This window comes from Acinetobacter sp. CY17 (assembly GCF_059515825.1).
This window is the reverse complement of sequence record NZ_JCAKMX010000029.1, coordinates 1-23235: the sequence shown is the minus strand read 5'-3', so window position 1 is coordinate 23235 and position 23235 is coordinate 1. Positions and strand designations below refer to the sequence as shown.

General features: G+C 42.1%; 26 protein-coding genes. 20 read left to right on the top strand and 6 right to left on the bottom strand.

What is annotated here, in order from left to right; translation table 11 throughout:
• Nucleotides 1-87 precede the first annotated feature (87 nt).
• The 5 genes from tsaB to fghA all read left to right on the top strand — a co-directional run bounded on the left by tsaB (nucleotide 88) and on the right by fghA (nucleotide 4743).
• Nucleotides 88-753 carry a tRNA (adenosine(37)-N6)-threonylcarbamoyltransferase complex dimerization subunit type 1 TsaB gene (gene tsaB / locus AC5YCI_RS14750; RefSeq protein WP_496130554.1) on the top strand — a complete coding sequence of 222 codons (666 nt, stop codon included), beginning with the start codon at nucleotides 88-90 and terminating at the stop codon, nucleotides 751-753.
• Between the two features lie 14 nt (nucleotides 754-767).
• Entirely contained in the window at nucleotides 768-1592 is an 825-nt protein-coding gene (locus AC5YCI_RS14745) for an undecaprenyl-diphosphate phosphatase (protein ID WP_496130553.1), read from the top strand.
• Nucleotides 1586-2404 (top strand): class I SAM-dependent methyltransferase, encoded by an 819-nt coding sequence (locus AC5YCI_RS14740; RefSeq protein ID WP_496130552.1) that lies wholly within the window; start codon nucleotides 1586-1588, stop codon nucleotides 2402-2404. Before AC5YCI_RS14745 ends, AC5YCI_RS14740 begins: the two co-directional genes overlap by 7 nt.
• A 113-nt stretch (nucleotides 2405-2517) precedes the next feature.
• Nucleotides 2518-3894, top strand: coding sequence for a C13 family peptidase (locus AC5YCI_RS14735; protein WP_496130551.1), 1377 nt, complete (start codon nucleotides 2518-2520; stop codon nucleotides 3892-3894).
• 12 nt (nucleotides 3895-3906) lie between these two features.
• Nucleotides 3907-4743, top strand: a complete 837-nt coding sequence (fghA, locus tag AC5YCI_RS14730) for an S-formylglutathione hydrolase (protein WP_496130550.1) — start codon at nucleotides 3907-3909, stop codon at nucleotides 4741-4743.
• Between the two features lie 26 nt (nucleotides 4744-4769).
• On the opposite strand, the gene AC5YCI_RS14725 is transcribed toward fghA, so the two are convergent.
• Nucleotides 4770-5039, bottom strand: coding sequence for a DUF2218 domain-containing protein (locus AC5YCI_RS14725; protein WP_496130549.1), 270 nt, complete (start codon nucleotides 5037-5039; stop codon nucleotides 4770-4772).
• A 176-nt stretch (nucleotides 5040-5215) separates the two neighbouring features.
• Here AC5YCI_RS14725 and rpe point away from each other — a divergent pair, with 176 nt between their 5' ends.
• From rpe to AC5YCI_RS14700, 5 genes are all read left to right on the top strand, one after another.
• Nucleotides 5216-5902, top strand: a complete 687-nt coding sequence (rpe, locus tag AC5YCI_RS14720; protein ID WP_496130548.1) for a ribulose-phosphate 3-epimerase — start codon at nucleotides 5216-5218, stop codon at nucleotides 5900-5902.
• Nucleotides 5903-6218: 316 nt separating this feature from the next.
• On the top strand, nucleotides 6219-6536 hold the full coding sequence (gene sugE / locus AC5YCI_RS14715; protein ID WP_496130547.1) for a quaternary ammonium compound efflux SMR transporter SugE: 318 nt from the start codon (nucleotides 6219-6221) through the stop codon (nucleotides 6534-6536).
• 61 nt (nucleotides 6537-6597) lie between these two features.
• On the top strand, nucleotides 6598-6915 hold the full coding sequence (gene sugE / locus AC5YCI_RS14710) for a quaternary ammonium compound efflux SMR transporter SugE (protein WP_496130546.1): 318 nt from the start codon (nucleotides 6598-6600) through the stop codon (nucleotides 6913-6915).
• 3 nt (nucleotides 6916-6918) lie between these two features.
• Nucleotides 6919-7392, top strand: a complete 474-nt coding sequence (locus AC5YCI_RS14705) for a methylated-DNA--[protein]-cysteine S-methyltransferase (RefSeq protein ID WP_496130545.1) — start codon at nucleotides 6919-6921, stop codon at nucleotides 7390-7392.
• Nucleotides 7393-7407: 15 nt separating this feature from the next.
• Nucleotides 7408-8064, top strand: coding sequence for a nuclease-related domain-containing protein (locus AC5YCI_RS14700; protein WP_496130544.1), 657 nt, complete (start codon nucleotides 7408-7410; stop codon nucleotides 8062-8064).
• A 16-nt stretch (nucleotides 8065-8080) separates the two neighbouring features.
• Here the strand turns inward: AC5YCI_RS14700 and AC5YCI_RS14695 are convergent, their stop codons facing one another.
• Nucleotides 8081-8848: a hydroxymethylpyrimidine/phosphomethylpyrimidine kinase gene (locus AC5YCI_RS14695; protein ID WP_496130543.1), complete on the bottom strand. Its 768-nt coding sequence runs from the start codon at nucleotides 8846-8848 to the stop codon at nucleotides 8081-8083.
• A gap of 64 nt (nucleotides 8849-8912) precedes the next feature.
• Here AC5YCI_RS14695 and AC5YCI_RS14690 point away from each other — a divergent pair, with 64 nt between their 5' ends.
• Nucleotides 8913-9557, top strand: a complete 645-nt coding sequence (locus tag AC5YCI_RS14690) for an HAD-IA family hydrolase (protein WP_496130542.1) — start codon at nucleotides 8913-8915, stop codon at nucleotides 9555-9557.
• Here the strand turns inward: AC5YCI_RS14690 and AC5YCI_RS14685 are convergent.
• Together AC5YCI_RS14685 and AC5YCI_RS14680 are read right to left on the bottom strand one after the other, a co-directional pair.
• Entirely contained in the window at nucleotides 9552-10295 is a 744-nt protein-coding gene (locus AC5YCI_RS14685; RefSeq protein ID WP_496130541.1) for a sporulation protein, read from the bottom strand. The genes AC5YCI_RS14690 and AC5YCI_RS14685 overlap by 6 nt on opposite strands.
• 9 nt (nucleotides 10296-10304) lie before the next feature.
• Nucleotides 10305-10769 carry an Lrp/AsnC ligand binding domain-containing protein gene (locus AC5YCI_RS14680; RefSeq protein ID WP_496130540.1) on the bottom strand — a complete coding sequence of 155 codons (465 nt, stop codon included), beginning with the start codon at nucleotides 10767-10769 and terminating at the stop codon, nucleotides 10305-10307.
• A 139-nt stretch (nucleotides 10770-10908) separates the two neighbouring features.
• Between AC5YCI_RS14680 and AC5YCI_RS14675 the strand changes: the two genes are divergently transcribed.
• The 4 genes from AC5YCI_RS14675 to AC5YCI_RS14660 all read left to right on the top strand — a co-directional run bounded on the left by AC5YCI_RS14675 (nucleotide 10909) and on the right by AC5YCI_RS14660 (nucleotide 15222).
• Nucleotides 10909-12162, top strand: coding sequence for a D-amino acid dehydrogenase (locus tag AC5YCI_RS14675; RefSeq protein ID WP_496130539.1), 1254 nt, complete (start codon nucleotides 10909-10911; stop codon nucleotides 12160-12162).
• A 29-nt stretch (nucleotides 12163-12191) separates the two neighbouring features.
• Nucleotides 12192-13298, top strand: a complete 1107-nt coding sequence (gene alr / locus AC5YCI_RS14670) for an alanine racemase (RefSeq protein ID WP_496130538.1) — start codon at nucleotides 12192-12194, stop codon at nucleotides 13296-13298.
• Nucleotides 13299-13321: 23 nt separating this feature from the next.
• Complete coding sequence (locus AC5YCI_RS14665; protein WP_496130537.1) at nucleotides 13322-13675, top strand: RidA family protein; 354 nt, start codon at nucleotides 13322-13324, stop codon at nucleotides 13673-13675.
• Between the two features lie 113 nt (nucleotides 13676-13788).
• A complete protein-coding gene (locus AC5YCI_RS14660) occupies nucleotides 13789-15222 on the top strand; it encodes an amino acid permease (RefSeq protein ID WP_496130536.1) in 1434 nt (477 codons plus the stop codon).
• A 46-nt stretch (nucleotides 15223-15268) separates the two neighbouring features.
• Here AC5YCI_RS14660 and hemJ read toward each other — a convergent pair whose 3' ends face one another.
• Nucleotides 15269-15721, bottom strand: coding sequence for a protoporphyrinogen oxidase HemJ (gene hemJ, locus AC5YCI_RS14655; RefSeq protein WP_496130535.1), 453 nt, complete (start codon nucleotides 15719-15721; stop codon nucleotides 15269-15271).
• A 20-nt stretch (nucleotides 15722-15741) separates the two neighbouring features.
• Nucleotides 15742-16971, bottom strand: coding sequence for a beta-ketoacyl synthase N-terminal-like domain-containing protein (locus AC5YCI_RS14650; protein WP_496130534.1), 1230 nt, complete (start codon nucleotides 16969-16971; stop codon nucleotides 15742-15744).
• Between the two features lie 258 nt (nucleotides 16972-17229).
• Between AC5YCI_RS14650 and AC5YCI_RS14645 the strand changes: the two genes are divergently transcribed.
• From AC5YCI_RS14645 to tuf, 5 genes are all read left to right on the top strand, one after another.
• Nucleotides 17230-18480: an EcsC family protein gene (locus tag AC5YCI_RS14645; RefSeq protein ID WP_496130533.1), complete on the top strand. Its 1251-nt coding sequence runs from the start codon at nucleotides 17230-17232 to the stop codon at nucleotides 18478-18480.
• 222 nt (nucleotides 18481-18702) lie between these two features.
• Complete coding sequence (gene rpsL, locus AC5YCI_RS14640; RefSeq protein ID WP_002050319.1) at nucleotides 18703-19077, top strand: 30S ribosomal protein S12; 375 nt, start codon at nucleotides 18703-18705, stop codon at nucleotides 19075-19077.
• A 180-nt stretch (nucleotides 19078-19257) separates the two neighbouring features.
• Nucleotides 19258-19728: a 30S ribosomal protein S7 gene (gene rpsG / locus AC5YCI_RS14635; protein ID WP_122902407.1), complete on the top strand. Its 471-nt coding sequence runs from the start codon at nucleotides 19258-19260 to the stop codon at nucleotides 19726-19728.
• Between the two features lie 131 nt (nucleotides 19729-19859).
• Nucleotides 19860-21995, top strand: coding sequence for an elongation factor G (fusA, locus tag AC5YCI_RS14630; RefSeq protein WP_496130532.1), 2136 nt, complete (start codon nucleotides 19860-19862; stop codon nucleotides 21993-21995).
• Nucleotides 21996-22090: 95 nt separating this feature from the next.
• Nucleotides 22091-23235 (top strand): elongation factor Tu (gene tuf / locus AC5YCI_RS14625; protein WP_496130081.1); only part of this gene is annotated, 1145 nt, incomplete at its 3' end.

Here is a 23235-nt window from a genome sequence, read left to right as displayed (position 1 = left end):
TGGCTTTTTTGTATCGTGTATCGCCAAGTTTTTAGGAGTGGAGTATGATAGCCACCATTTTTAAATATTTTAAAGTTAAGGTTTGGCATGAAATTGCTGGCACTCGAAACTGCCAATCAGCAGTGTTCCGTCTGTATTGTCGATGACACCCAAGAGTTGTTTTTTGATTTTGATTCCCGCCCTCGTGCGCAAACGCAAACCATCTTACCGATGATTGAACAAGGCTTACAGCAACAAGGCTTACAGCCAAGTGAACTGACCGCAATTGCATTTAGTCGTGGCCCTGGATCTTTTAGTGGGGTACGGATTAATGCTGCGGTGACGCAAGCCTTAGCTTGGTCAAATGATTTGCCTGTGGTGCCTGTTTCAACTTTACAAGCATTAGCGCAAGCAGCCTACCGTTTACATGGCTTAACTGAAGTCACTGCGGTAATTGATGCACGTATGAACGAAGTCTATATCGCCAGCTTTAAGCTTGATCAACACGGCATTATGCAGGCGGTGGATGCTGAACAACTCCTGAGCTATGAAGCGGCTTTAAGCGCAGCGCAATATACGCTGGTCGGTTCAGGTAGTCATTTGCTCGAGGCAACAGCAACTCAATATCAAACAGTTGATCCAACAGCACAAGATATTGCCACAATTGCGCGTCAAGCGGCTTTACAACAAAATTGGGTCAGTGCCGAATTGGCATTGCCGGTATATTTACGTGATGATGCATGGAAAAAAATTCCAGATCAAGGCAAAGCATAATTTAGGTAATTGTTATGGATCTTTTACTGCTATTAAAAGCAGCGATTATGGGGATTGTAGAGGGGATTACCGAATTCCTGCCGATTTCTAGTACTGGGCATTTAATTTTAGCTTCTGAGCTCATGAATTTTTGGAGTAAAGAAAAAAGTGATGTCTTTGTGATTGCTATTCAGATGGGTGCAATTGCGGCAGTCATTTATGAATACTGGGCACGCCTTTGGGGCGCAGCAACGGGTATTGTGAGTGGTGAACCACAAGGTCGCCGTTTAGGCATTGGCTTAATTTTAGCATCTATTCCGATCGTGTTGGTGGGACTGACCTTTGGTCAAACCGTCAAAGAACTGCTATTTAATGATATTGCCATTGCCATTGGTTTGATCGTGGGTGGTTTAATCATTATTTGGATTGAAAAAAATCCACCTGTGGTACGTGCCAAAGAAGTTGAAGACTTAAGTATTAAAGATGCGATTTGGATTGGTTTGATTCAAGTATTGTCGTTGATTCCGGGCACATCACGTTCTGGTGCGACCATTATTGGTGCGATGTTCTTAGGCGTATCACGTAAAGCCGCAACCGAATTTTCCTTCTTCTTGGGTATTCCGGTGATTGTCGGTGCAGGTTTATTGGACTTGTATCAAAGCTATCATGTCTTTGAAGGTGCGGCAGATTGGACCGTGATTGCTGTGGGTCTATTGGTGTCATTTGTATCTGCTTTATTGTTGATTCGTGCTTTAGTGGCTTATGTAGCTAAACGTGACTTTATGGTCTTTGCGTGGTATCGCATTGTATCGGGCTTAGCAATTTTATTATTTGCATATACAGGTTGGACTTTATGGTAAGCGCGTTACGCTTATATACAGAACAGGCCTTTTATGAGAAAGCACAGCAGTATTCTGCTGTGCTTTCTTCACGTGGGGTTGCTGTTGATATTCAGGTGATTGAAAAACTCGCAGCGCGGTTTTTACGCCTCAATCCCGAACTGGCTTTATGTGTAGATCAAGAAGGCTTATGGTTATCTGCCAATGGCATGAAAATGCAACCAGATTGGAACGGGGAAAGTGGTCGTTTAAAACGTGCTTCTTTAAAATCTGAAATGATTGCCCGCGCCTGTAATCTAGCAGAAAAACCGCGTTTAATTGATGCAACCGCAGGTCTTGGGCATGACAGTTTACTCATGGCACATTTAGGTGCGCATGTCACCTTAGTTGAGCGTCATCCAATCCTATTTACTTTGCTTGAAGATACCCAGCAACGTGCGCTAGAGGATAAAATCTTGCATGCAGCAGCAGCGCGAATTGAATTGGTCTTTTCAGATTCAGCGGATTATTTAAGTCAACAAGCTGAATTAGGCAATAGCTTTGATGTGGTGTATCTAGATCCGATGTTCCCGCAGCGTGATCAAAATCAGCAAGCGCCAAAAAAACAGGCACAAGTAAAAAAGCAAATGCAGCTATTGCATATGTTATTGCCTGAAGATGGCGAAATGGATTTAGGTAACAACCTTTTGCCCTTGGCACAAAAAATTGCCAAACGCGTGGTGGTGAAACGGCCTCGTCTTGCAGTGTTTTTAGCAGGTCAAAGCACAGATCAACAATGGCTGGGCGATGCTTGTCGTTTTGATGCTTATTTTCAACATGATTTAAAAATGTAACTGCTGCATTTTTAAACATTGTTTTAAGATATAGTACATTAGAGCATTGATAAAGCTGCCATTCGGCATACACTTAATCGCGCACCTTTGGCAGGCACTGCATAGATAATTCCATGATCGACTTTAAACCCTCCATTAACTTTTGGCATGACTTTAAAAGCAACCAAATTGCCGGTATGTGGTTATTTTTTGGTTCGCGCCGTGCCTTACAAATTGTCCGTCCTTCTATTCCACAACTCATTATTTGGGGGATTTTAGGCGGCAGTGCCAATACTTTATTTGCCTGGCTCAGTGCTGGTGAAGTGGGAGAGTTTAACTCACAAGGTTTGGTGAGTTATGCTTTATGGCCGTTTATTGCCTTAATTGTTGGGATTTTTTTATCACAGCGCATTAACAACCCACGCTTAATGTTAGTGCCTGCCTTATTGTGGTTGGTACTCGATACACATGTTGCCTTGCTACAAAGCCTGATTCAATATTTAGGCATGATGGATTGGCTACCATATTTGCTCTATGACTACTTGCCCATTTTATTTATGGTGCTGTTTGTATGGCAAAGTTTGGCGGTGGTGTGGGTGTTTGCACGCGAATTACATTGGCCTTGGTGGGAACGTGCGCTGATTATTATTGCCACTTTATTTACTTTGGTGGTGTGGCAAATTTCTGCCAAAAGCCAACCCATTTGGAAAGTTGATGAAGTACCACCCAGCATTTCTGAAGCTGCTATTTATGCCCAGCCTAAAGTGCTTAATAAAGCTTTAGACAGTATTCAATTTGGTGAATTTGCCCAAAGTCATTGGTATTTCCTTGGAGTGGCAGGGGCGAGCTATCAAGATGTATTTAAGTCAGAAGTTGAACGTATTCGTGAACAGTTTGACACTCGTTTTGGTACCTTTGGGCGTTCGATGATCTTGATTAATCATCCTGCGACCTTAGAGACCCACCCAATTGCATCTAAAACCAGTATTGAACTTGCGCTCAAGCGTATAGGGCAACAAATGAATCGTGACAGCGATGTGTTGTTTTTATATATGACCTCACATGGTTTGCCGAATCAATTTGAACTGGAGAACTCACCAATTGATTTGGCCTATGTTGAGCCAAAATGGTTACGAGATACGTTGGATAAATCAGGCATTCGTTGGCGTGTGATTGTCATTTCATCGTGTTTTTCAGGCAGCTTTGTTTCAGCTTTACAAGATGAAAACACTTTAGTGATTACTGCCGCTGCAGCTGATCGTGAGTCTTTTGGCTGTAGCAATGAAGCTGATTACACCTATTTTGGTCGGGCTTTGTTTGATGAAGCGATGCGAGAACAAAACTCTTTTGAAAATTCTTTCTTACAAGCCAAAGAAACTGTGGCCAAATGGGAAGCAGCTCAAGGCTTTGAACCTTCTGAGCCACAATGGGCGATTGGTAAAAATATGCAACTGATGTTGCCACAATTGGAACAACGCTTATTTCCAAATCAAAATAATGCGCCACCTTAAGTAGGACGACACATGGAATTATTACAAAGCAATCAATGTTTTGCCGGCGAGCAACGTATTTATCGTTTTGCATCAACAACGCTAAAACAAGACACCAAATTTGGTGTTTTTTTGCCGCAACAAGCCTTAACAGGTCAAGCCTGTCCAGCGCTGTTTTATTTGGCGGGTTTAACTTGTAGCGAAGAAACATTCGCCATTAAGGCACATGCACAGCGTCTTGCAGCACAATTGGGTTTAATTTTAATTACCCCAGATACTTCACCACGTGGTGAGGATGTGGCCCAAGGCGACAACTGGGATTTAGGGCAGGGTGCAGGGTTTTATATCAATGCCACTCAAGCGCCGTGGGCTGAACATTACCAAATGCAAAGTTTTGTTGCAGATGAGTTATATGCTGTAGTGACTACTGAATTTAATATTGCCAAAAATAAAGTTGGGATCTTTGGCCACTCTATGGGCGGCCATGGAGCTTTAACTTTAGCACTTAAATATCCTGAAAAATTTAAATCGGTGTCGGCATTTGCGCCTATTTGTGCACCGAGCCAATGTCCATGGGGTGAAAAAGCCTTTTCAAACTATTTGGGAGAAGACCGCGCTGTTTGGTTACAACATGATGCAACTGCACTGATTCAAGAAAAAGGGGCGGTATTTAGCGATATTCTAATTGATCAAGGCTTAAAAGATCAGTTTTATAGCCAGCTCAATCCTGCGCTATTTAAAGCTGCCTGTGAGCGAGTCGGGCAAAAGCTGACCTTACGCGAGCATCAAGGCTACGATCATGGTTATTACTTTATTCAAAGTTTTATTGATGATCATCTGCAATATCACGCGGTGCAATTACAATCTTAAAAAAAAGAGGCAAAATGCCTCTTTTTTTATTGCCAAGTCGCAGTCAATTCAGCATTTGCCATGCGGCTTAAATGACTGAGCACAACTTGTTGCATATGACTCAAATCTTCTAATTGACTTTCAATCATGACCTCTAAATACTCAGCCTGAGGCTTCAGGCTAATGGTGTATTCGGGCATAAAAATTTGCATGTGCAGTGGTGTTTCTTGAACTTCAAATTTATGTTTCCAATGATTTAAAAGCCGTTTACTGATGCGTGCTGCTTCAAGTGTGTTGATTTTTGTAGTGGTTTTCATTCTCATTTACCTCAGGGTTTTGCTTAGTCTAACAAATCTAAAAAGCTTTCAGCTTATTAAAATTGCAACGCTGTGTTTTAGCTGCATGGCGTTAACAGCAAAAGCCTACACAGTAAGCAGCAGGAATTTGTTATAATCAGGCTAATTTTGCAATATTCCCAAAGCCAGGTTCTATTATGTCCAAGCCATATTTAATCGCACCTTCTATTTTATCTGCTGACTTCGCGCGTTTAGGTGAAGAAGTTGAAAACGTACTTGCGGCAGGTGCTGATGTTGTGCATTTTGACGTGATGGATAATCACTACGTACCTAATTTAACCTTTGGTGCAGGCGTGTGTAAGGCATTAAAAAAATATGGTATTCAAGCGCCCATTGATGTGCATTTAATGGTTAAACCAGTGGATCGTATGATTGGTGACTTCTTAGATGCAGGCGCTGACATTATTACTTTCCACCCAGAAGCATCAGACCATATTGACCGTTCTTTACAGTTAATTAAATCAGGTGGTGCCAAAGCTGGCTTAGTATTTAATCCAGCCACACCGTTACATTATCTTGATTATGTATTGGATAAAGTTGATCAAGTCTTATTAATGAGTGTTAACCCTGGCTTTGGTGGACAAAAATTCATTCCAATGACTTTAGATAAGTTACGTGAGGCACGTAAAATTATTGATGCTTCAGGCCGTGATATTCGTTTAGAAGTCGATGGTGGTGTAACTCCAGCTAATATTCGTGAAATTGCTGAAGCAGGTGCGGATATGTTTGTTGCAGGCTCAGCGATCTTTGGGCAAGCTGACTATAAAGCAGTCATTGATCAGATGCGTGCTGAACTTGCGTTGGTCGGTAGTCAACAAGCGTAAATCAAAAGCAGTACAAAGGGCGCTCAGGCGCTCTTTTTTGTCTCAATTAGTTAAGCTGTATTTTGGTGCAAAATGTGCACCAAAATAAACACTTTGCTTAAACATATGTGCAGTCTATTGTTACAGGGGCTGCATAAGTCAAGAATGCAACAAAGCTTAATTTTTGGTAATAATTGGTAAAAAATGCATCAAATTCGCGCATTTTTTATTTATACTCTTAGCATCTAAAGGAGGAACGACCTCCCTTGTTTTGGTCTTTTGCCCAAAATTAGAAAAATCGTCAGGACGACCTGACTCTATAAAGGAGGAGGGCAACATGGCCTGGGTAATTCTGGTTTTAGCGGGTATCTTCGAAGTGGTTTGGGCCTACAGTATGAAACTGTCAATGGGCTTTACCAAACTCACACCAAGTCTTATTACACTGTTTTTTATGCTGCTTAGTTTTGGTTTATTGGCTTATGCGATGCGTAGCTTGCCTTTGGGCACGGCGTATACCATTTGGACTGGTATTGGCGCGATTGGCGCATTTTTAGTCGGAATCTTTATTTTAGGTGAAGCAGCAAGTCCAATGCGAATTTTAGCAGCGTTATTAATTATCTCTGGCTTGGTGTTAATGAAGTTATCTTCATCTTAATGTTTAAAATAATAACGTCGTGAATCGCTGGATTCACGGCGTTTTTTTATGTGGAAAATATATGGCTTGGTTGGTGTTAATTGTGGCAGGATGTTTAGAAGTGGTATGGGCGTATTTTATGAAAATGTCCGACGGCTTTACCAAGCTCACCCCAAGCATACTGACGATAGTATTTATGGTATTCAGTTTCGCTCTCTTGTCCTATGCCATGAAAGCCCTACCTTTGGGTACGGCGTATACGGTGTGGACGGGTATTGGTGCAGTAGGTGCATTTTTGGTGGGAATTTTTGTGCTCGGTGAACCGGCCAATGCCATGCGTATGCTTGCTGCTATTTTAATTATTTCTGGGTTAGTATTAATGAAACTTTCATCGAGCTAATTCATGTCACGCTATTATTGTCACTATGCCTCACCAATTGGTGATTTAGTTTTAATTGCCAATGAGTGGGCTTTAGAAGCGGTATCAAGTCAGCAGACCATGCCGATGCAAGGTGCACGCTTTGCTCCTCAGCAAGCAATTTTAAAACAGACCCAACTTGAGCTGGATGAGTATTTTGCAGGGCAGCGCCGTGAATTTTCTGTGCCCTTAGCCCCGCAAGGCACCACCTTTCAACACCGTGCATGGCATGCCTTAAGCCAAATTCCATATGGACAAACGCGTAGTTATTTACAACAAGCGCATATGCTTAATCAGCCAAAGGCAGTACGTGCAGTGGGTGGCGCCAATGGTAAAAACCCAATTTTAATTTTGATTCCTTGCCATCGCGTGATTGGTGCTAATGGCAAATTGGTGGGTTTTTCAAGTGGTATTGAGAAAAAACAGTTCTTATTAAAACTCGAACAACAATATCTATAAACGAGGGTGAATTCTATGGCAGCCTTTATTGCTTTAGTCATTTGTGTTGGTTTAGTGATTTATTGGGTAAAGCAATTCACTACCCCCAAGCCCAGTATTCCTAATCGCGGTGAACGTGCTGTTATTGAGACTTATCAAAAAAATTTTAAAGCACCTTATATTCTATTAAATAACTGTACCTTGCCGGATGAGGATAATGGTAGTACACAAATCGATCATGTTATTTTAAGTCCCTATGGAATTTTTGTTTTAGAAACCAAAGATTATCAGGGTTGGATCTTTGGCTTAGAATACGATAAAACTTGGCGTCAAAGTTTGAATGCCCAAAAAAGCTATGAATTTCAAAATCCCATTCGACAAAATTTCAAACATATTAAAGTATTGCAGCACCTATTAAAGGATGTCGTGGATGAAAAATATTTTCATTCGGTGATTGTTTTTACCCCAAGAAGTCAGTTTAAAAATCAGATGCCAGAATATGTATGCCGTGGGGATACATGGGTAGGTTATTTAAAAAGTTTTCAAGTAGAAGTGTTAAGTACTATGAAACTTAAACGTATTCACATGCACTTAGAGCGACATTTACTGGCCAATACACAGGCCACTGAACAATTACATATTGAAAATTTACAACGCAAATATAGCCAACAAGATCGAGAAAAAAGCCCGTAAATCACGGGCTTGAATTTTAAAAACGCTTCGGAATGCGTTGACCACCTGCCACAGGAATTTCAGCATTTTGCAGTACACCAAACAGCCATTCTTCAGCTTGTTGAACTGCATGTTTTAGCTCAACTCCTTGGGCTAAACGACCTGCAATATAGCTTGCCAGTGAACAACCTGAACCATGATACTCACCCTCTAAACGTGGGCAACGGCTTTGGGCAACTTGTATACCATCTACATATAAAGTGTTTTGAATATATTCAGGCGTGTCTTCATGCCCACCTTTGACCAAAACAGCTTTAGCACCTAAGGCAAAGAGTTTTTCGGTGGCACGGTCTAAATCATCTTCACCGGTTAAAGCACGCAGCTCCACTGTATTTGGGGTTAATATGGTGGCCAGTGGAATAAGCTCAACAAAGGCTTTGACCAAAGTGGCTTGATCGCCCAGCGAGCCACCACTGTTGGCCACTAATACAGGATCCAATACATATAAATACTCAGGATGATGACGTAGAAATTCAGCTAAAGCTGCAATATTATCTGTCGTCCCGAGCATGCCGGATTTAATGCATTTAATAGGCAAATCTTTGACTACAGCATGGGCCTGCGCCAAGAGTAAGTCTTTTGCTGTAGCTTCAAAACCAAATACTTTTTGTGAGTTTTGAATGGTCAAAGCAGTACAGGCAATCGCAGCATGCGCACCACTGGCGCCAATCGCTTCAATATCAGCTTGTAAACCTGCACCACCAGAGGGATCTAGACCAGAAAAACAAAGTACAGTCGCGCGCATGGGGCAGTCCTTTCAATTTAAAATTGGGTTAGTATAGGCAACTTTAGGATGTTCGGGGTGTGTGGTGATTAAAAATATTTTATTGGATTTAGATGGCACTTTAACTGATCCAAAAGTGGGGATTACCACCTCGGCGCGTTATGGTTTAAATAAAATTGGTCATCCAGTTGCACTGCATGAAGATTTAGATTGGATCATTGGACCGCCACTCAAAGCCTCGCTGGCTAAAATTTTAAACGTCGATAGCAATCATGATTTAGCAGAACAGGCTTTATTGGGTTATCGTGAGCGTTTTGCGGTTACCGGTTTATTTGAAAATGAAGTTTATCCTGAGGTGAAGGAGACTTTAGCTGAACTTAAAGCGCGTGGTTATCAGCTGTTTTTAGCCACAGCAAAACCCACCATTTATGCTAAACAGATTTTAGAACACTTTAATTTAGCGCAGTATTTTTGCGTGATCTATGGCAGTGAACTCAGTGGTGAGCGTACCAATAAAAGCGATTTAATTGCCTATATTTTACAGCAGCAACATTTGCAAGCCAGTGACTGTTTAATGGTGGGTGACCGTGAATACGATATTTTAGGGGCGCGCCGTAATGGTATTGAAACCATTGCAGTGGAATATGGCTATGGCTCAGATGCGGAAATTACAGCAGCCAAGCCTAAAGCGCGCATTCAAAGTTTTAAACAATTGCTAGATGTACTATAAAGCCAATAATTGTTTGAGATGTGCCGCTAGGCTGCCAACGTCAAGCGCAGTATGCGGCAAGCTTAAAGTTTGATAATGATCACTGCCGAGTTTACGGTCAATTTCAAACAAAACATGCGTTTGTGTTGCTGTTGCGACAAAAGACACTTCTAACTCATTTAAACGACTCAGCCATGCCGTGGGTCTAAACTCTAATTCTTGATAACAACCAATGCTCGATTGGAAATAACCACCTCGTAATTGACCGCGTTCGACATCGGCTGAATATAAGCTTAAACCACAATGCTGCAAAGCTGTAATCAGGCTTTGCATCACTGCATTGGGGTAAATGGCTAAGGCATCATCGTCATGTGCATCTACTGCCCAATCAATATCTAAATGGGTGTGAAGCCATACTTTGGTGTGATTGGCGTAGCAATTGAGCTGTGTCACTGGTGTTTCAAAAGGCAGTTGAATGTTAAATGGGCACTGATGTACCTGCTCGGCTATTAGCTCAAAAGCACCGCTGATGGGCCAACGGGCAATACATTGCGCTTGGCGCATTTCATGCTCGCCACTTTCGACCTCAACCAGCGTCATCAGTTCTAAATAAATGCCATTAATGCGTTTATTGCTACTGGCACCTTTAAAATGAATCACGCCTTGCAGGGCCTGCCCAACTTCTAAGTGTGGACTATGCAGGAGAGTGTCAACTTGCACACCTTGAATGCCAAAACTCGATAAAACTTGTTTAAACATGCCTGATCCTTAATGTAGGTCTAAATATAAGCTTTCTTTGACTTCTTCCATCACCACATAACTATGTGATGAGGCAGAAGCAGGGAGTTGTTTGAGTAAATCACCCAATAAACGGCGGTAGGCACTCATTTCTTTAAGCCGTGCTTTGACCAAATAATCAAATTCACCAGAAATTAAATGACATTCTAACACCTCGGGTAAGGCACTTAAGTTACGTGCCACTTGATCAAACACATCACCTGATTTTGCCGATAATTTAATTTCCAAAAATACTAATAAATTACGATCGACCATTTTAGGGTTTAAGCGGGCGTGATAGCCCATAATAATGCCTTCACGCTCTAAGCGTTTAACCCGCTCTGAGCAAGGCGTGGTGGATAAATTGACGCGAGCTGCTAACTCACTAATGGCAATGCGTCCCTCTTTTTGCAAAATCTCTAAAATTTGATGATCAATCCGATCTAATGCACGCATTTATTTTTTCCTGTTATTGCTATTTAAATGTCAAAAAACTATCGTTTCACCTAGTTTTTAGCATAAAAAATGGTGAATTTCACTATCAAATCGTCAATATACTAGAAAAATCAACTAGAAGAATTGTGAGGGTAGCGTCATGCGCGTTTTGGTATTAGGAAGTGGTGTAATTGGCGTAGCAAGTGCCTATTACCTTGCAGCGCAGGGCGCAGAAGTTACAGTTTTAGATCGCCAAAGTGGCCCTGCCGAAGAAACCAGTTTTGGTAATGCAGGACAAATTTCACCGGGTTACTCAACCCCTTGGGCAGCACCCGGGATTCCATTTAAAGCCGTTAAATGGATGTTCCAACATCATGCGCCTTTAGCGATTAACTTAGACGGCAGTTTGTGGCAACTCAATTGGATGGCACAAATGCTGAAAAACTGTAATCCTGCCAGTTATGCCATCAATAAAGAGCGAATGACCCGTGTGGCAGAATATAGCCGTGATTGTTTACGTGAATTGCGTAAAGACACTGGGATTCATTATGAGCATCGCTCTAAAGGCACCTTACAAGTATTTCGCAATGAAGCGCAGCTTGAAATGGTGCAACGTGACATTGCTGTGCTTGAAGAATGTGGCGTGCCACATGAATTGTTATTAGGCAATGACTTAGCCAAAGTCGAACCAGCACTGGCCTATGCGCAAGATAAACTGGTGGGTGGTTTACATTTACCCAATGATGAAACAGGTGATTGCTACTTATTTACCAATGCGCTTGCCAATGTAGCCAAAGAAATGGGTGTGCAATTTAAGTTTAACCAAAATGTAGAGCGTTTGGTGACCCAAGGCAGTGAAATTACAGGTGTAGTGGTCAATGGGGAAGTCATCAAAGCCGATCGTTATGTATTGGCCTTTGGGAGCTATTCACGAGATTTCTTAAAACCATTGCAATTAGATTTACCCGTGTATCCGGTAAAGGGCTATTCATTGACGGTACCTATTGTTGACCAAAATTTTGCACCGCAATCTACCGTGTTGGATGAAACCTATAAAATTGCTATTACTCGTTTTGATCAGCGTATTCGGGTCGGTGGCATGGCAGAGCTGAGTGGCTTTAACCGTGAGTTAAAAACAGATCGCCGCGGCACTTTGGAAATGGTGACTAAGGAGCTATTCCCAGGTGGTAATTTAAGCGAGGCAAGTTTTTGGACAGGTTTACGTCCTATGACCCCAGACAGCACACCAATTATTGGGGCCACCCGTTTTAGCAATTTATTCTTAAATACTGGACATGGCACTTTAGGTTGGACCATGGCTTGTGGTTCAGGCAAGTTAATTAGTGACTTGGTCATGAATCATCAGCCAGAAATTAGCACGGAAGGTTTATCGCTACAGCGCTACGCAGCTTAATAACGCAATTTATTTTCAAGGAAGAAAACATGCCACGTCCAATCCAAGCTGTGGTGCATTTAGATGCACTACAGCATAATTTAACGATTGCCCGAAAAAGTGCTCCACAGGCACAGGTGTTTGCAGTGGTCAAAGCCAATGCCTACGGACATGGTATAGCACATGTCTATCCAGCCTTGTGCGACGCTGATGGTTTTGCTGTGTTGGACTTGGCAGAAGCTGCAAAGATACGTGAGTTAGGTTGGCAAGGGAAAATTCTACTCTTAGAAGGTATTTTTCAACTGCAAGATTTAGCACTGTGTGCTGAGCTCGATTTAAGTTTTAGCGTGCATAGTCCCCATCAAATAGAGTGGTTAGCGGCCTTTGCCCAGCAATCCGCAGCACAGTTTGATGTGTATTTAAAAATGAACAGCGGTATGAACCGTTTAGGTTTTGAGGCAAAAGACTATCGCGCCGTGTTTGAGCAGCTACAAAGTTTTCCCAATGTGCGCTCTATTACCCATATGACGCATTTTTCTGATGCCGATGGGCAGCGTTTTTCCCAAGATGGCATTCAGCATCAATATTTAGTTTTTCAAAACACCGTTCAGGCTTTAGGTGGCTTAACTTCAGTCAGCAATAGCGCAGCAATTTTACGCCATTCAGAGCATATTCAATCCGATATTGTGCGTAGCGGGATTATGCTATATGGCAGTTCGCCCAATTATCCTAAGCAAAGTATTGAAGATTGGAATCTAAAGCCGAGCATGAGCCTACTCAGTCAAATCATCGCCATTCAAGATATTAAGCAAGGTGAAACGGTCGGTTATGGCTCTCAGTTTATTGCTGAGCGTCCGATGCGTATAGGCGTGGTGGCTTGTGGCTATGCCGATGGTTATCAACGGATTTCACCTACAGGGACACCTGTATTAGTAGACTCTAAACGCAGCCAGATTTTAGGGCGCGTCAGCATGGATATGTTGGTGGTGGATCTAACTGAACATTTAGAGGCAACCATTGGCAGTGAAGTGGTGCTATGGGGGCAATCTTCACAAGGTGCAGTGTTAAGTATTGATGAAGTGGCAGCGGCATCGGGCACATTAGGTTATGAATTGATGTGTGGTGTGACTGCGCGCGTACCGATGCACGCTGCCTAAGTTTTTAACAGGAAGTACAAGATATGACGGATATTCAACGCTATGATAGCAATCAAGTGATGAGTGCAGCCACGATTTTTAATCAAATGGTGTATTTATCTGGTCAAGTGCCTAAAAATACTGAGCAAAATATTGCTGGTCAAACCGCTGAGATTTTAACGACTATTGATAAAATATTAAGTGAAAATAACAGTGATAAGTCACGTATATTATCGGCGCAGTTATTTTTAAAAAATCTAGAAGATTTCCCCGTGGTTAATGAAATATGGATGGAATGGTTAACAGATTTACCCAAACCCGCCAGAGCCACGATTCAAGCCGATTTGGTCAATCCCGATTGGCTAATTGAAATAGCAATTACTGCTGCACAGTTTTAACTGTGCATTTTTTTTATGTGTTAAAGTTTTAGGAAACAGGAAGTTTTTTTAAAATCATATATTTAGGCATAAATATTGCTTAGGTGTATAGGTAATATAAGGACATCAATCCAATGACAATCATGCAACAAAATGATGCACCTGCAGACGAATTGCAGCGCAAACTTTCTAACCGACATCTACAACTCATCGCGATTGGCGGTGCAATTGGAACCGGTTTATTTATGGGTTCAGGTAAAACAATTGCTTTGGCTGGACCTTCAATTTTATTTATTTATATGATCATTGGCTTTATGTTTTTCTTCTTAATGCGTGCATTAGGAGAAATATTATTAGCAAATTTACATTACAAATCATTTATTGATATGGCGCGTGATCTGATTGGTCCAGGCGCTGCATACTATATTGGTTGGTCGTATTGGCTCGGTTGGGTGTTAGTGGGTATTGCCGACTTAGCCGCAATTATTAACTATTTAAGTTTTTGGTTACCCGAAGGCGCAGCGTTTAGTCCAATCCAGCAGGCCATGATTAGTGTTAGTTGTGTCTTGTTGGTATTAGGTTTAAATCTACTCACCGTGAAATTATTTGGTGAAATTGAGTTTTGGTTTGCCTTAATTAAAATTTTAGCCATTTTAAGCTTGATTGGTATTGGTGGCTTTATGGTGTTTAACCAATTCCAATCGCCGGATGGCAGTGTGGCAAGTTTTAGTCATGTCTGGTCAGGAGGGATGTTCCCCAAAGGCACCGATGGGTTCTTAGCAGGCTTCCAAATTGCATTATTTGCCTTTGTTGGGGTTGAACTATTAGGGACGATGGCTGCTGAAACCAAAGATCCTGAGAAAAACTTGCCTAAAGCAGTGAATGCGATTCCTACCCGTATTATTTTATTTTATGTATTGTCGCTATTTGTGGTGATGTCTGTGACACCATGGGCAAAAATTCCAGCTGATCAAAGCCCATTTGTGAGCTTATTTATGCATGCTGGCATTGGTGCTGCTGCCTTAATTATGAACCTTGTGGTGCTCTCTTCAGTGCTATCCTCTATGAATAGCGGTGTATTTTCGACCAGTCGTATGCTATTTGGTTTAGCGCGTGGTCAACAAGCACCTGCGGCTTTAGCCCATTTATCCAAACGTGCTGTACCGGCTAAAGGTTTGGTTTTTTCTTGTAGCTTTATTATGGCAGGTGCTGCCTTGCAGTATTTTGTACCCAATACCTTGGAAGCGTTTACCCTTGCAACATCGCTGTGTGTGATTTTATTTATTAGTATTTGGGGGCTAATTATGGTGTGTTACTTACGCTATCGTAAATTACGCCCAGAGCAACATGCCAACTCGAGTTTTAAAATGCCGGGTGGGGTGTGGATGAGCTATATCGTCCTAATCTTCTTAGCGTTTGCCTTAGTGATTTTAAGTTTAGAGCCAGATACTTTTAATGCACTAAAAGTAAGTCCATTATGGCTGGTGATTTTATCGGTGACTTATTATGTCTTGTATCGTCCACGTGTACTTGCCATGAAAAAAGCCCAGTTGAAAACTGAAGCTTAGTTCAAGCAAAAAAATCCCCGCATCAGCGGGGATTTTTTTGAGGGATTTAAAAGATGGGCTTAACCACTACTAAGATAACCACTGCAAATAAAATAAACGTCGGCAACTCATTAAAGAAACGCCAAAATTTATGCGATTTATAGTGAGCATCTTGCATGAGTTTTTTACGGTAATAGCCGCAAACCAAGTGGTAAATGACCAATAAGCCGACTAAGCCGACCTTGAGGTAAAACCATGTCGCTGCATGGTAATTCTGTGTGGCATCGCCCCAATCTACTAAAAAGTGTGCTGTGATTAAAGTGGCCAACATTGCTGGCCACATAATCCCTCGATACAGCTTGCGTTCCATGATTTGAAAGCGTTGGTGGCTGGTCTGATCTTCGCTCATCGCGTGATAAACAAACAGCCTTGGTAAATAAAACAAAGCAGCAAACCAGCATACTACGGCAATAATATGTAACGCTTTTACCCAAAGGAAAGCATCAGAAGGAGCATCCATTAAATCACCCTAAGGGTGCATTAGCCTTCCCATTTTTTGAAAACGAGACAAGCGTTTACACCGCCAAAACCAAAACTGTTACTCATTACAGTATTCAGTTTTGTGTCACGTTTTTCAAGTACGATATCAAATGGTTTTGCACCCTCATCAAGCTCAGTGACGTTGATGTTTGGCGCAATAAAGTCATTTTGCATCATCAGGACTGAGTAAATCGCTTCGTGTACACCCGCTGCGCCTAAGCTATGACCTGTCATCGATTTAGTTGAGCTGAGTGGTGGTACTTGACCTGCACCAAACGCACGTTCCATCGCTAAAAGCTCAGTCACGTCACCTGCAGGTGTTGATGTACCATGCGTGTTGACATAGTCAATTTTGTCTACGCCGTGTTGTTTGGCTTCTTCGAGTGCCATTAGAACACAACGTGTTGCACCTTCACCACTTGGTGCAACCATGTCTGCACCATCTGCATTGGCAGCATAGCCCACCACTTCTGCTAAGATATTCGCGCCACGTGCCTGCGCGTGTTCTAGTGATTCAAGTACCACGAAACCGCCACCGCCAGCAATGACAAAACCGTCACGGTCAGCTGAATATGGGCGTGATGCTGTTTCTGGTGTGTCATTGTATTTAGAACATAATGCACCCATCGCATCAAATAATAAGCTTTGTGACCAATGGTCTTCTTCACCGCCACCTGCAAGCATTAAATCTTGTTTGCCAAGCTGGATCATGTTGTAAGCATAACCAATGGCGTCAGCAGAAGTTGCACATGCACTAGTAATAGTATGAGAAATGCCTTGTAATTTAAATGCCACACCCACGTTGGCTGTAATGGTGTTGGTCATGTTACGTGGTACAAAGAATGGACCAATTTTACGTGCGCCTTTAGTTTCTAACAGCTCGTTCATTTCAATCACAGATGCTGTAGAACCACCACCTGAACCGCCTGCAATACCGTAACGTGGATTACCGGCTAAATCTTCTGCTTTTAGACCTGCATGTTCCACTGCTGCAACTGCTGAGTTATAGGCATACATTGCACATACACCCATGAAGCGTTTGAGTTTGCGGTCGATATTGTCAAAGTCTTGTTCTGCTGCAGCACTGACATGACTTTTAAAATTTAAATCTGCATAAGTCTGGTTAAAACGTGTCCCAGAAATTCCGTTTTGTAACGAATGTAAGACATCGTCTAATGTATTGCCGATGCATGAGTTGATGCCCATACCAGTGATTACAACACGCTTCATCTACAGTTCCTTTATATGGTGATCTTGTGAAGTACAACGAGCAGTGAATGCTGCATACTTATGATTTTCAATACGTTCATGATAGCAGAAAGATTTTTGATTTCTTATGGCAAATCCTATGCCTGTTGTTGACTGATTTATTTTGCAACCAAATACTGCAGGACTTAACCAAAAGATACATAATCAAGTTGAGATAAACATAGACTATACCTAGTATTTAGCCAGAAAGTTCAAATTTACACAGAGGGGTAAATCAGCGTGAACAGTAAAAATAATCAAGCCGAAGGAATGTTCGATAGTGCGCTTGGAGTGGCTAAAAAGCTCAGTCACTCGGGCCTTGAGGTATTAAATAAAGTAGGACAAAATCAGAAAAAATCTGAAAAAGTAAGTTCTGCAGATCACAACGAATCAAGCTTGCCAAACTTATCCAAACAATTACTGGGCCGACATTATGCCAGCGTGAATAAAGTCACCAGTTTCGTCGCACCTGATTTAACCGATAAATTTTCCGATTATCTATTTGAGCAGCTCAATCATTTAGGTTCACGTTTAAGCGCTGTAGATCAAATTTTAGATGAGGCAGGGGTTAAAGATTTAGAAGAGCTAACCCAAGATGTCGATCGCTCTAAACGCATTAGTGAGGTATTGGCCAATCAAAATAAATGGTTGGCTTCAGTACAAGGTGCCTTAAGTGGGGCAACTGGTGTCTTGGGTTCTGCGCTTGATGTGCCGGCCTCTTTGTTGTTGTCTCTGCGTAGTATTTACCAAATTGGTCGTGCTTATGGTTTTGAGCTCAATCAACAAACTGAGCAAGACATGGTGCAGTTTGTTTTTAAACAAATTGATTTAAGTTTGATCGCGCAAAAACAAACCCTGTTGGTGGCATTAAAAGCGCTATCAAGCGCCTTAGAAACGCATGATCTGAATCAATTGCAGCAATTGTTGGGAAGTCATCAAGATGCTGAAACCTTAAAGCAGTGGCTGCAAGATGCTCAAGGACAGGCTAAGTTTGAATGGCTGAATCATTTACCTAAACTGAGTATTTTAAGTAAACTCACTCCAGTGGCTGGAGCATCGTTAAGTGCAGCGTATAGCTGGAAGTTACTTGAAGATGTTAATCAAAAGGCACAAGAGATTTTCTCAGAAGCGCGGACTTATTTACAACAGCATCAAGATTTAAACTTGTCTCCTATTGCAGCCTATGAAAAATCGCGTGAATATTTTGCAGCTAAGCAACAGGTGGGTGAACTAAAACTCAATCAAGCAATTGAACTTGAAGATCATGCCACCATTTCTAAAGTGGTTATTCAGAAAAAAGATCAAAGCCTTGTAGATGGTGAAGAAGCCAATCAAACGGTGCATCAGGATTTAAAGAAATTAGCAGCACAGATGGTTGAACCACATGCAGAGGTAGCTCCTCAGCAACCTGCCTTAAGCCAAGAAGTTGATTTTAACCAAGTACCTGAAGCACTTGAGGCTGAGTCTTTGGAAAAAAACAGTAAAAAATAGCACTGCAAGGGTTATCTGAATTGCCCAAAGCTATGAGTATTATTGGATGATAATCTGAAGTAGTAATTCAGGCTAAATTGCAGTTTTTTGTGTTTTTTTGTAGAGCAGAGTCTGTTTCTCGGGCTTGCTAATATTGACCATTAGACGATCTTATCTTACAATTATATGCCCTCAAAAAGTGGTACATTTTTTGGGGCTTTTTATTAACGGGAGAATTGCCAAATGGCAACAACAAATCAGTTGATCCGTAAGGGTCGTACAACTTTAGTTGAAAAATCTAAAGTTCCTGCGTTGAAGGCTTGTCCACAACGTCGTGGTGTTTGTACACGTGTTTACACAACTACACCTAAAAAACCTAACTCAGCAATGCGTAAAGTTTGCCGTGTTCGCTTAACTTCTGGCTTTGAAGTATCAAGCTATATCGGTGGTGAAGGCCATAACCTACAAGAGCACAGTGTTGTTCTTATCCGTGGTGGTCGTGTTAAAGACTTACCAGGTGTACGTTACCATACCGTTCGTGGTTCTTTAGACTGTGCTGGCGTGAAAGATCGTAACCAGTCACGTTCTAAATACGGTACTAAACGTCCTAAGAAGTAATTCGTAAGAATTAATTCTTAAGGTCTAGAACCGCAATCCTTTATCGTCTCGCTTGTCTGATTTCTGCATTTAATTTTGTGAAAATTCCAAGCGACGTGTAGTAAGGCCAGCTAAAGGTACATGACACTTTGTACAAATGCTGGATAAACCTGAAGTGTCAATTTTATTAGGTGTATTAAAATGCCAAGACGTCGCGTAGTTGCTGCCCGTGAAATCCTTCCGGATCCTAAGTTCAGCAGCCAAACAATCGCTAAATTCATGAACCACGTAATGCAAGATGGTAAAAAATCTATTGCTGAAAGTATCGTTTACGGTGCTTTAGACCGCGTTCAAGAAAAATCTAAAGTAGACCCAGTTGAATTTTTCGAGACTACTCTTGAAAAAGTTCGTCCTATGGTCGAAGTAAAAGCACGCCGTGTTGGTGGTGCTACATACCAAGTTCCTATGGAAGTACGCCCATCCCGTCGTACTGCTTTAGCGATGCGTTGGTTAGTAGACGCTGCTGCTAAGCGTTCTGAAAAAACTATGGCTCTACGTCTTGCTGGTGAGTTGCTTGATGCAGCTGAAGGTAAAGGCGCAGCAGTTAAGAAACGTGATGATGTGCACCGTATGGCTGAAGCCAACAAAGCATTCTCTCACTACCGTTTCTAAGCAAATAAAACAGACCTTTCTTAGGGCGGTGACACATCAGTTGTCACTGAGGTGTCATCCAAACGCTTTAAGTTGCATTGCAGCTTAAAGCGTACTGTTTTAAACAACAAAATTTAGGAATGCTAGAAATCATGGCTCGTCAAACCCCAATTTCTCGTTACCGTAACATTGGTATCTCTGCTCACATCGATGCTGGTAAAACAACTACTTCTGAACGTATTTTGTTCTACACAGGTGAGAGCCATAAACTTGGTGAAACTCACGAAGGTTCTGCAACTACGGACTGGATGGAACAAGAGCAAGAACGTGGTATTACTATTACCTCAGCAGCTGTAACATGCTTCTGGAAAGGTATGGGCAACCAGTTCGAACAGCACCGTATTAACGTAATTGACACACCGGGACACGTAGACTTCACCATCGAAGTTGAACGTTCTATGCGTGTTCTTGACGGTGCATGTATGGTTTACTGTGCTGTAGGTGGTGTTCAACCTCAGTCTGAAACTGTATGGCGTCAAGCAAACAAATATAAAGTGCCTCGTATTGCGTTCGTTAACAAAATGGACCGTACTGGTGCGAACTTCTTCCGTGCAGTTGAGCAAGTTAAAACACGTCTTGGCGGTAATCCAGTGCCAATCGTTGTGCCAATCGGTGCTGAAGAAAACTTCCAAGGTGTTGTTGACCTAATCGAAATGAAAGCGATTATCTGGGATGAAGCATCTCAAGGTATGAAGTTCGAATATGGCGAGATCCCTGCTGATCTAGTTGATACTGCTAATGAATGGCGTACTAACATGGTTGAAGCTGCTGCGGAAGCATCAGAAGAACTCATGGACAAGTACCTTGAAGAAGGCGAGTTAACTAAAGAAGAAATCATTGCTGGTATTCGTGCGCGTACATTGCTGAACGAAATCCAACCAATGCTTTGTGGTTCTGCATTCAAAAACAAAGGTGTTCAACGTATGTTGGATGCTGTTATTGAATTCTTACCAGCGCCAACTGACGTTGAAGCAATTAAAGGTATCTTAGACGACAAAGACGAAACTGAAGGTTCTCGTGAAGCGTCTGATGAAGCACCGTTTGCTGCGTTAGCGTTCAAAATCATGAACGACAAATTCGTTGGTAACTTAACATTCGTACGTGTTTACTCTGGTGTGCTTAAAGCAGGTAGCCCATGCTACAACCCAGTAAAAATGAAACGCGAACGTGTTGGTCGTATCGTACAGATGCACGCAAATGACCGTCATGACATCGAAGAAATTCGTGCAGGCGACATCGCGGCGTGTGTAGGTCTTAAAGACACAACAACTGGTGATACATTATGTGATGAAAACCACGTAATTACACTAGAGCGTATGGAATTCCCAGAGCCAGTAATTGCACTTGCAGTTGAACCTAAAACTAAAGCTGACCAAGAAAAAATGTCAGTTGCTTTAGGTCGTTTGGCAAAAGAAGATCCATCATTCCGCGTACGTACAGACGAAGAATCTGGTCAAACGATTATTGCTGGTATGGGTGAGCTTCACCTTGACATCATCGTTGACCGTATGAAGCGTGAATTCGGTGTTGAAGCGAACATTGGTAAACCAATGGTATCTTACCGCGAAACGATTAAAAAATCGGTTGAGCAAGAAGGTAAATTCGTACGTCAAACAGGTGGTAAAGGTAAATTCGGTCACGTATACGTGCGTCTTGAACCGCTTGATCCTGAATCAGAAAAAGAATACGAATTCGCTGAAGAAGTTGTTGGTGGTGTAGTACCTAAAGAATTCTTCGGTGCGGTTGACAAAGGTATTCAAGAACGTATGAAGAACGGCGTTTTAGCTGGCTACCCAGTAGTTGGCATTAAAGCGACTTTATTCGACGGTTCTTACCATGATGTCGATTCTGACGAATTATCGTTCAAAATGGCGGGTTCTTATGCCTTCCGTGATGGTTTCATGAAAGCGGATCCTATCCTTCTTGAACCAATCATGAAAGTTGAAGTAGAAACTCCAGAAGACTACATGGGCGATATCATGGGTGACTTAAACCGTCGTCGTGGTATGGTTCAAGGTATGGACGATTTACCTGGTGGTACTAAAGCAATCCGTGCAGAAGTTCCACTTGCTGAGATGTTTGGTTACGCAACTCATATGCGTTCTATGTCTCAAGGTCGTGCGACTTACTCTATGGAATTTGCTAAATATGCTGAAACTCCACGTAACGTGGCTGAAGGCATCATCGCTAAATTCCAAGCTGGCGGTAAAAAAGGTGACGACGAGTAATCTTTCGATTACTATACTTACCTAACTAATTTATAGTTAAATTTCTAATGCTCATGCAGTGATCCTGCATGAGTAATCTACAAAGGAAGATGAACATGGCTAAGGCTAAGTTTGAACGTAATAAACCACACGTTAACGTGGGTACAATTGGTCACGTTGACCATGGTAAAACAACTTTAACAGCTGCGATTGCAACTGTATGTGCTAAACAATTTGGTGGCGAAGCGAAAGACTACGCTGCAATTGACTCAGCACCAGAAGAAAAAGCACGTGGTATTACAATTAATACTTCACACGTAGAATACGATTCTCCAATCCGTCACTACGCTCACGTAGACTGCCCGGGCCACGCCGATTATGTTAAAAACATGATTACTGGTGCTGCTCAAATGGACGGTGCGATCCTTGTATGTGCTGCGACTGATGGTCCAATGCCACAAACTCGTGAACACATCCTTCTTTCTCGTCAGGTAGGTGTACCTTACATCGTTGTATTCTTAAACAAATGCGACCTTGTAGACGACGAAGAGCTTCTTGAATTAGTAGAAATGGAAGTTCGTGAACTTCTTTCTACTTACGACTTCCCAGGTGATGATACTCCAATCATCCGTGGTTCAGCTTTAGCTGCACTTAACGGTGACCAAGGTCAATACGGCGAATCAGCTGTTGTAGCTCTTGTTGAAGCGCTTGACTCTTACATCCCAGAACCAGAACGTGCAATCGATAAAGCATTCTTAATGCCAATCGAAGACGTATTCTCTATTTCTGGTCGTGGTACAGTAGTCACTGGCCGTGTTGAATCAGGTATCGTGAAAGTAGGCGAAGAAGTTGAAATCGTTGGTATCAAAGACACAGTTAAAACAACTGTAACTGGCGTAGAAATGTTCCGTAAACTTCTTGACGAAGGTCGTGCGGGCGAGAACTGTGGTGTTCTTCTACGTGGTACTAAGCGTGAAGACGTTCAACGTGGTCAAGTATTAACTAAACCAGGTGCGATCAAGCCACACACTAAATTCGACGCAGAAGTATACGTACTTTCTAAAGAAGAAGGTGGTCGTCATACTCCATTCCTTAACGGTTACCGTCCACAGTTCTACTTCCGTACAACTGACGTAACTGGCGCAATCTCTCTTCAAGACGGCGTTGAAATGGTTATGCCTGGTGACAACGTAGAAATGTCAGTAGAATTAATCCACCCAATCGCAATGGACCCAGGTCTACGTTTTGCGATCCGTGAAGG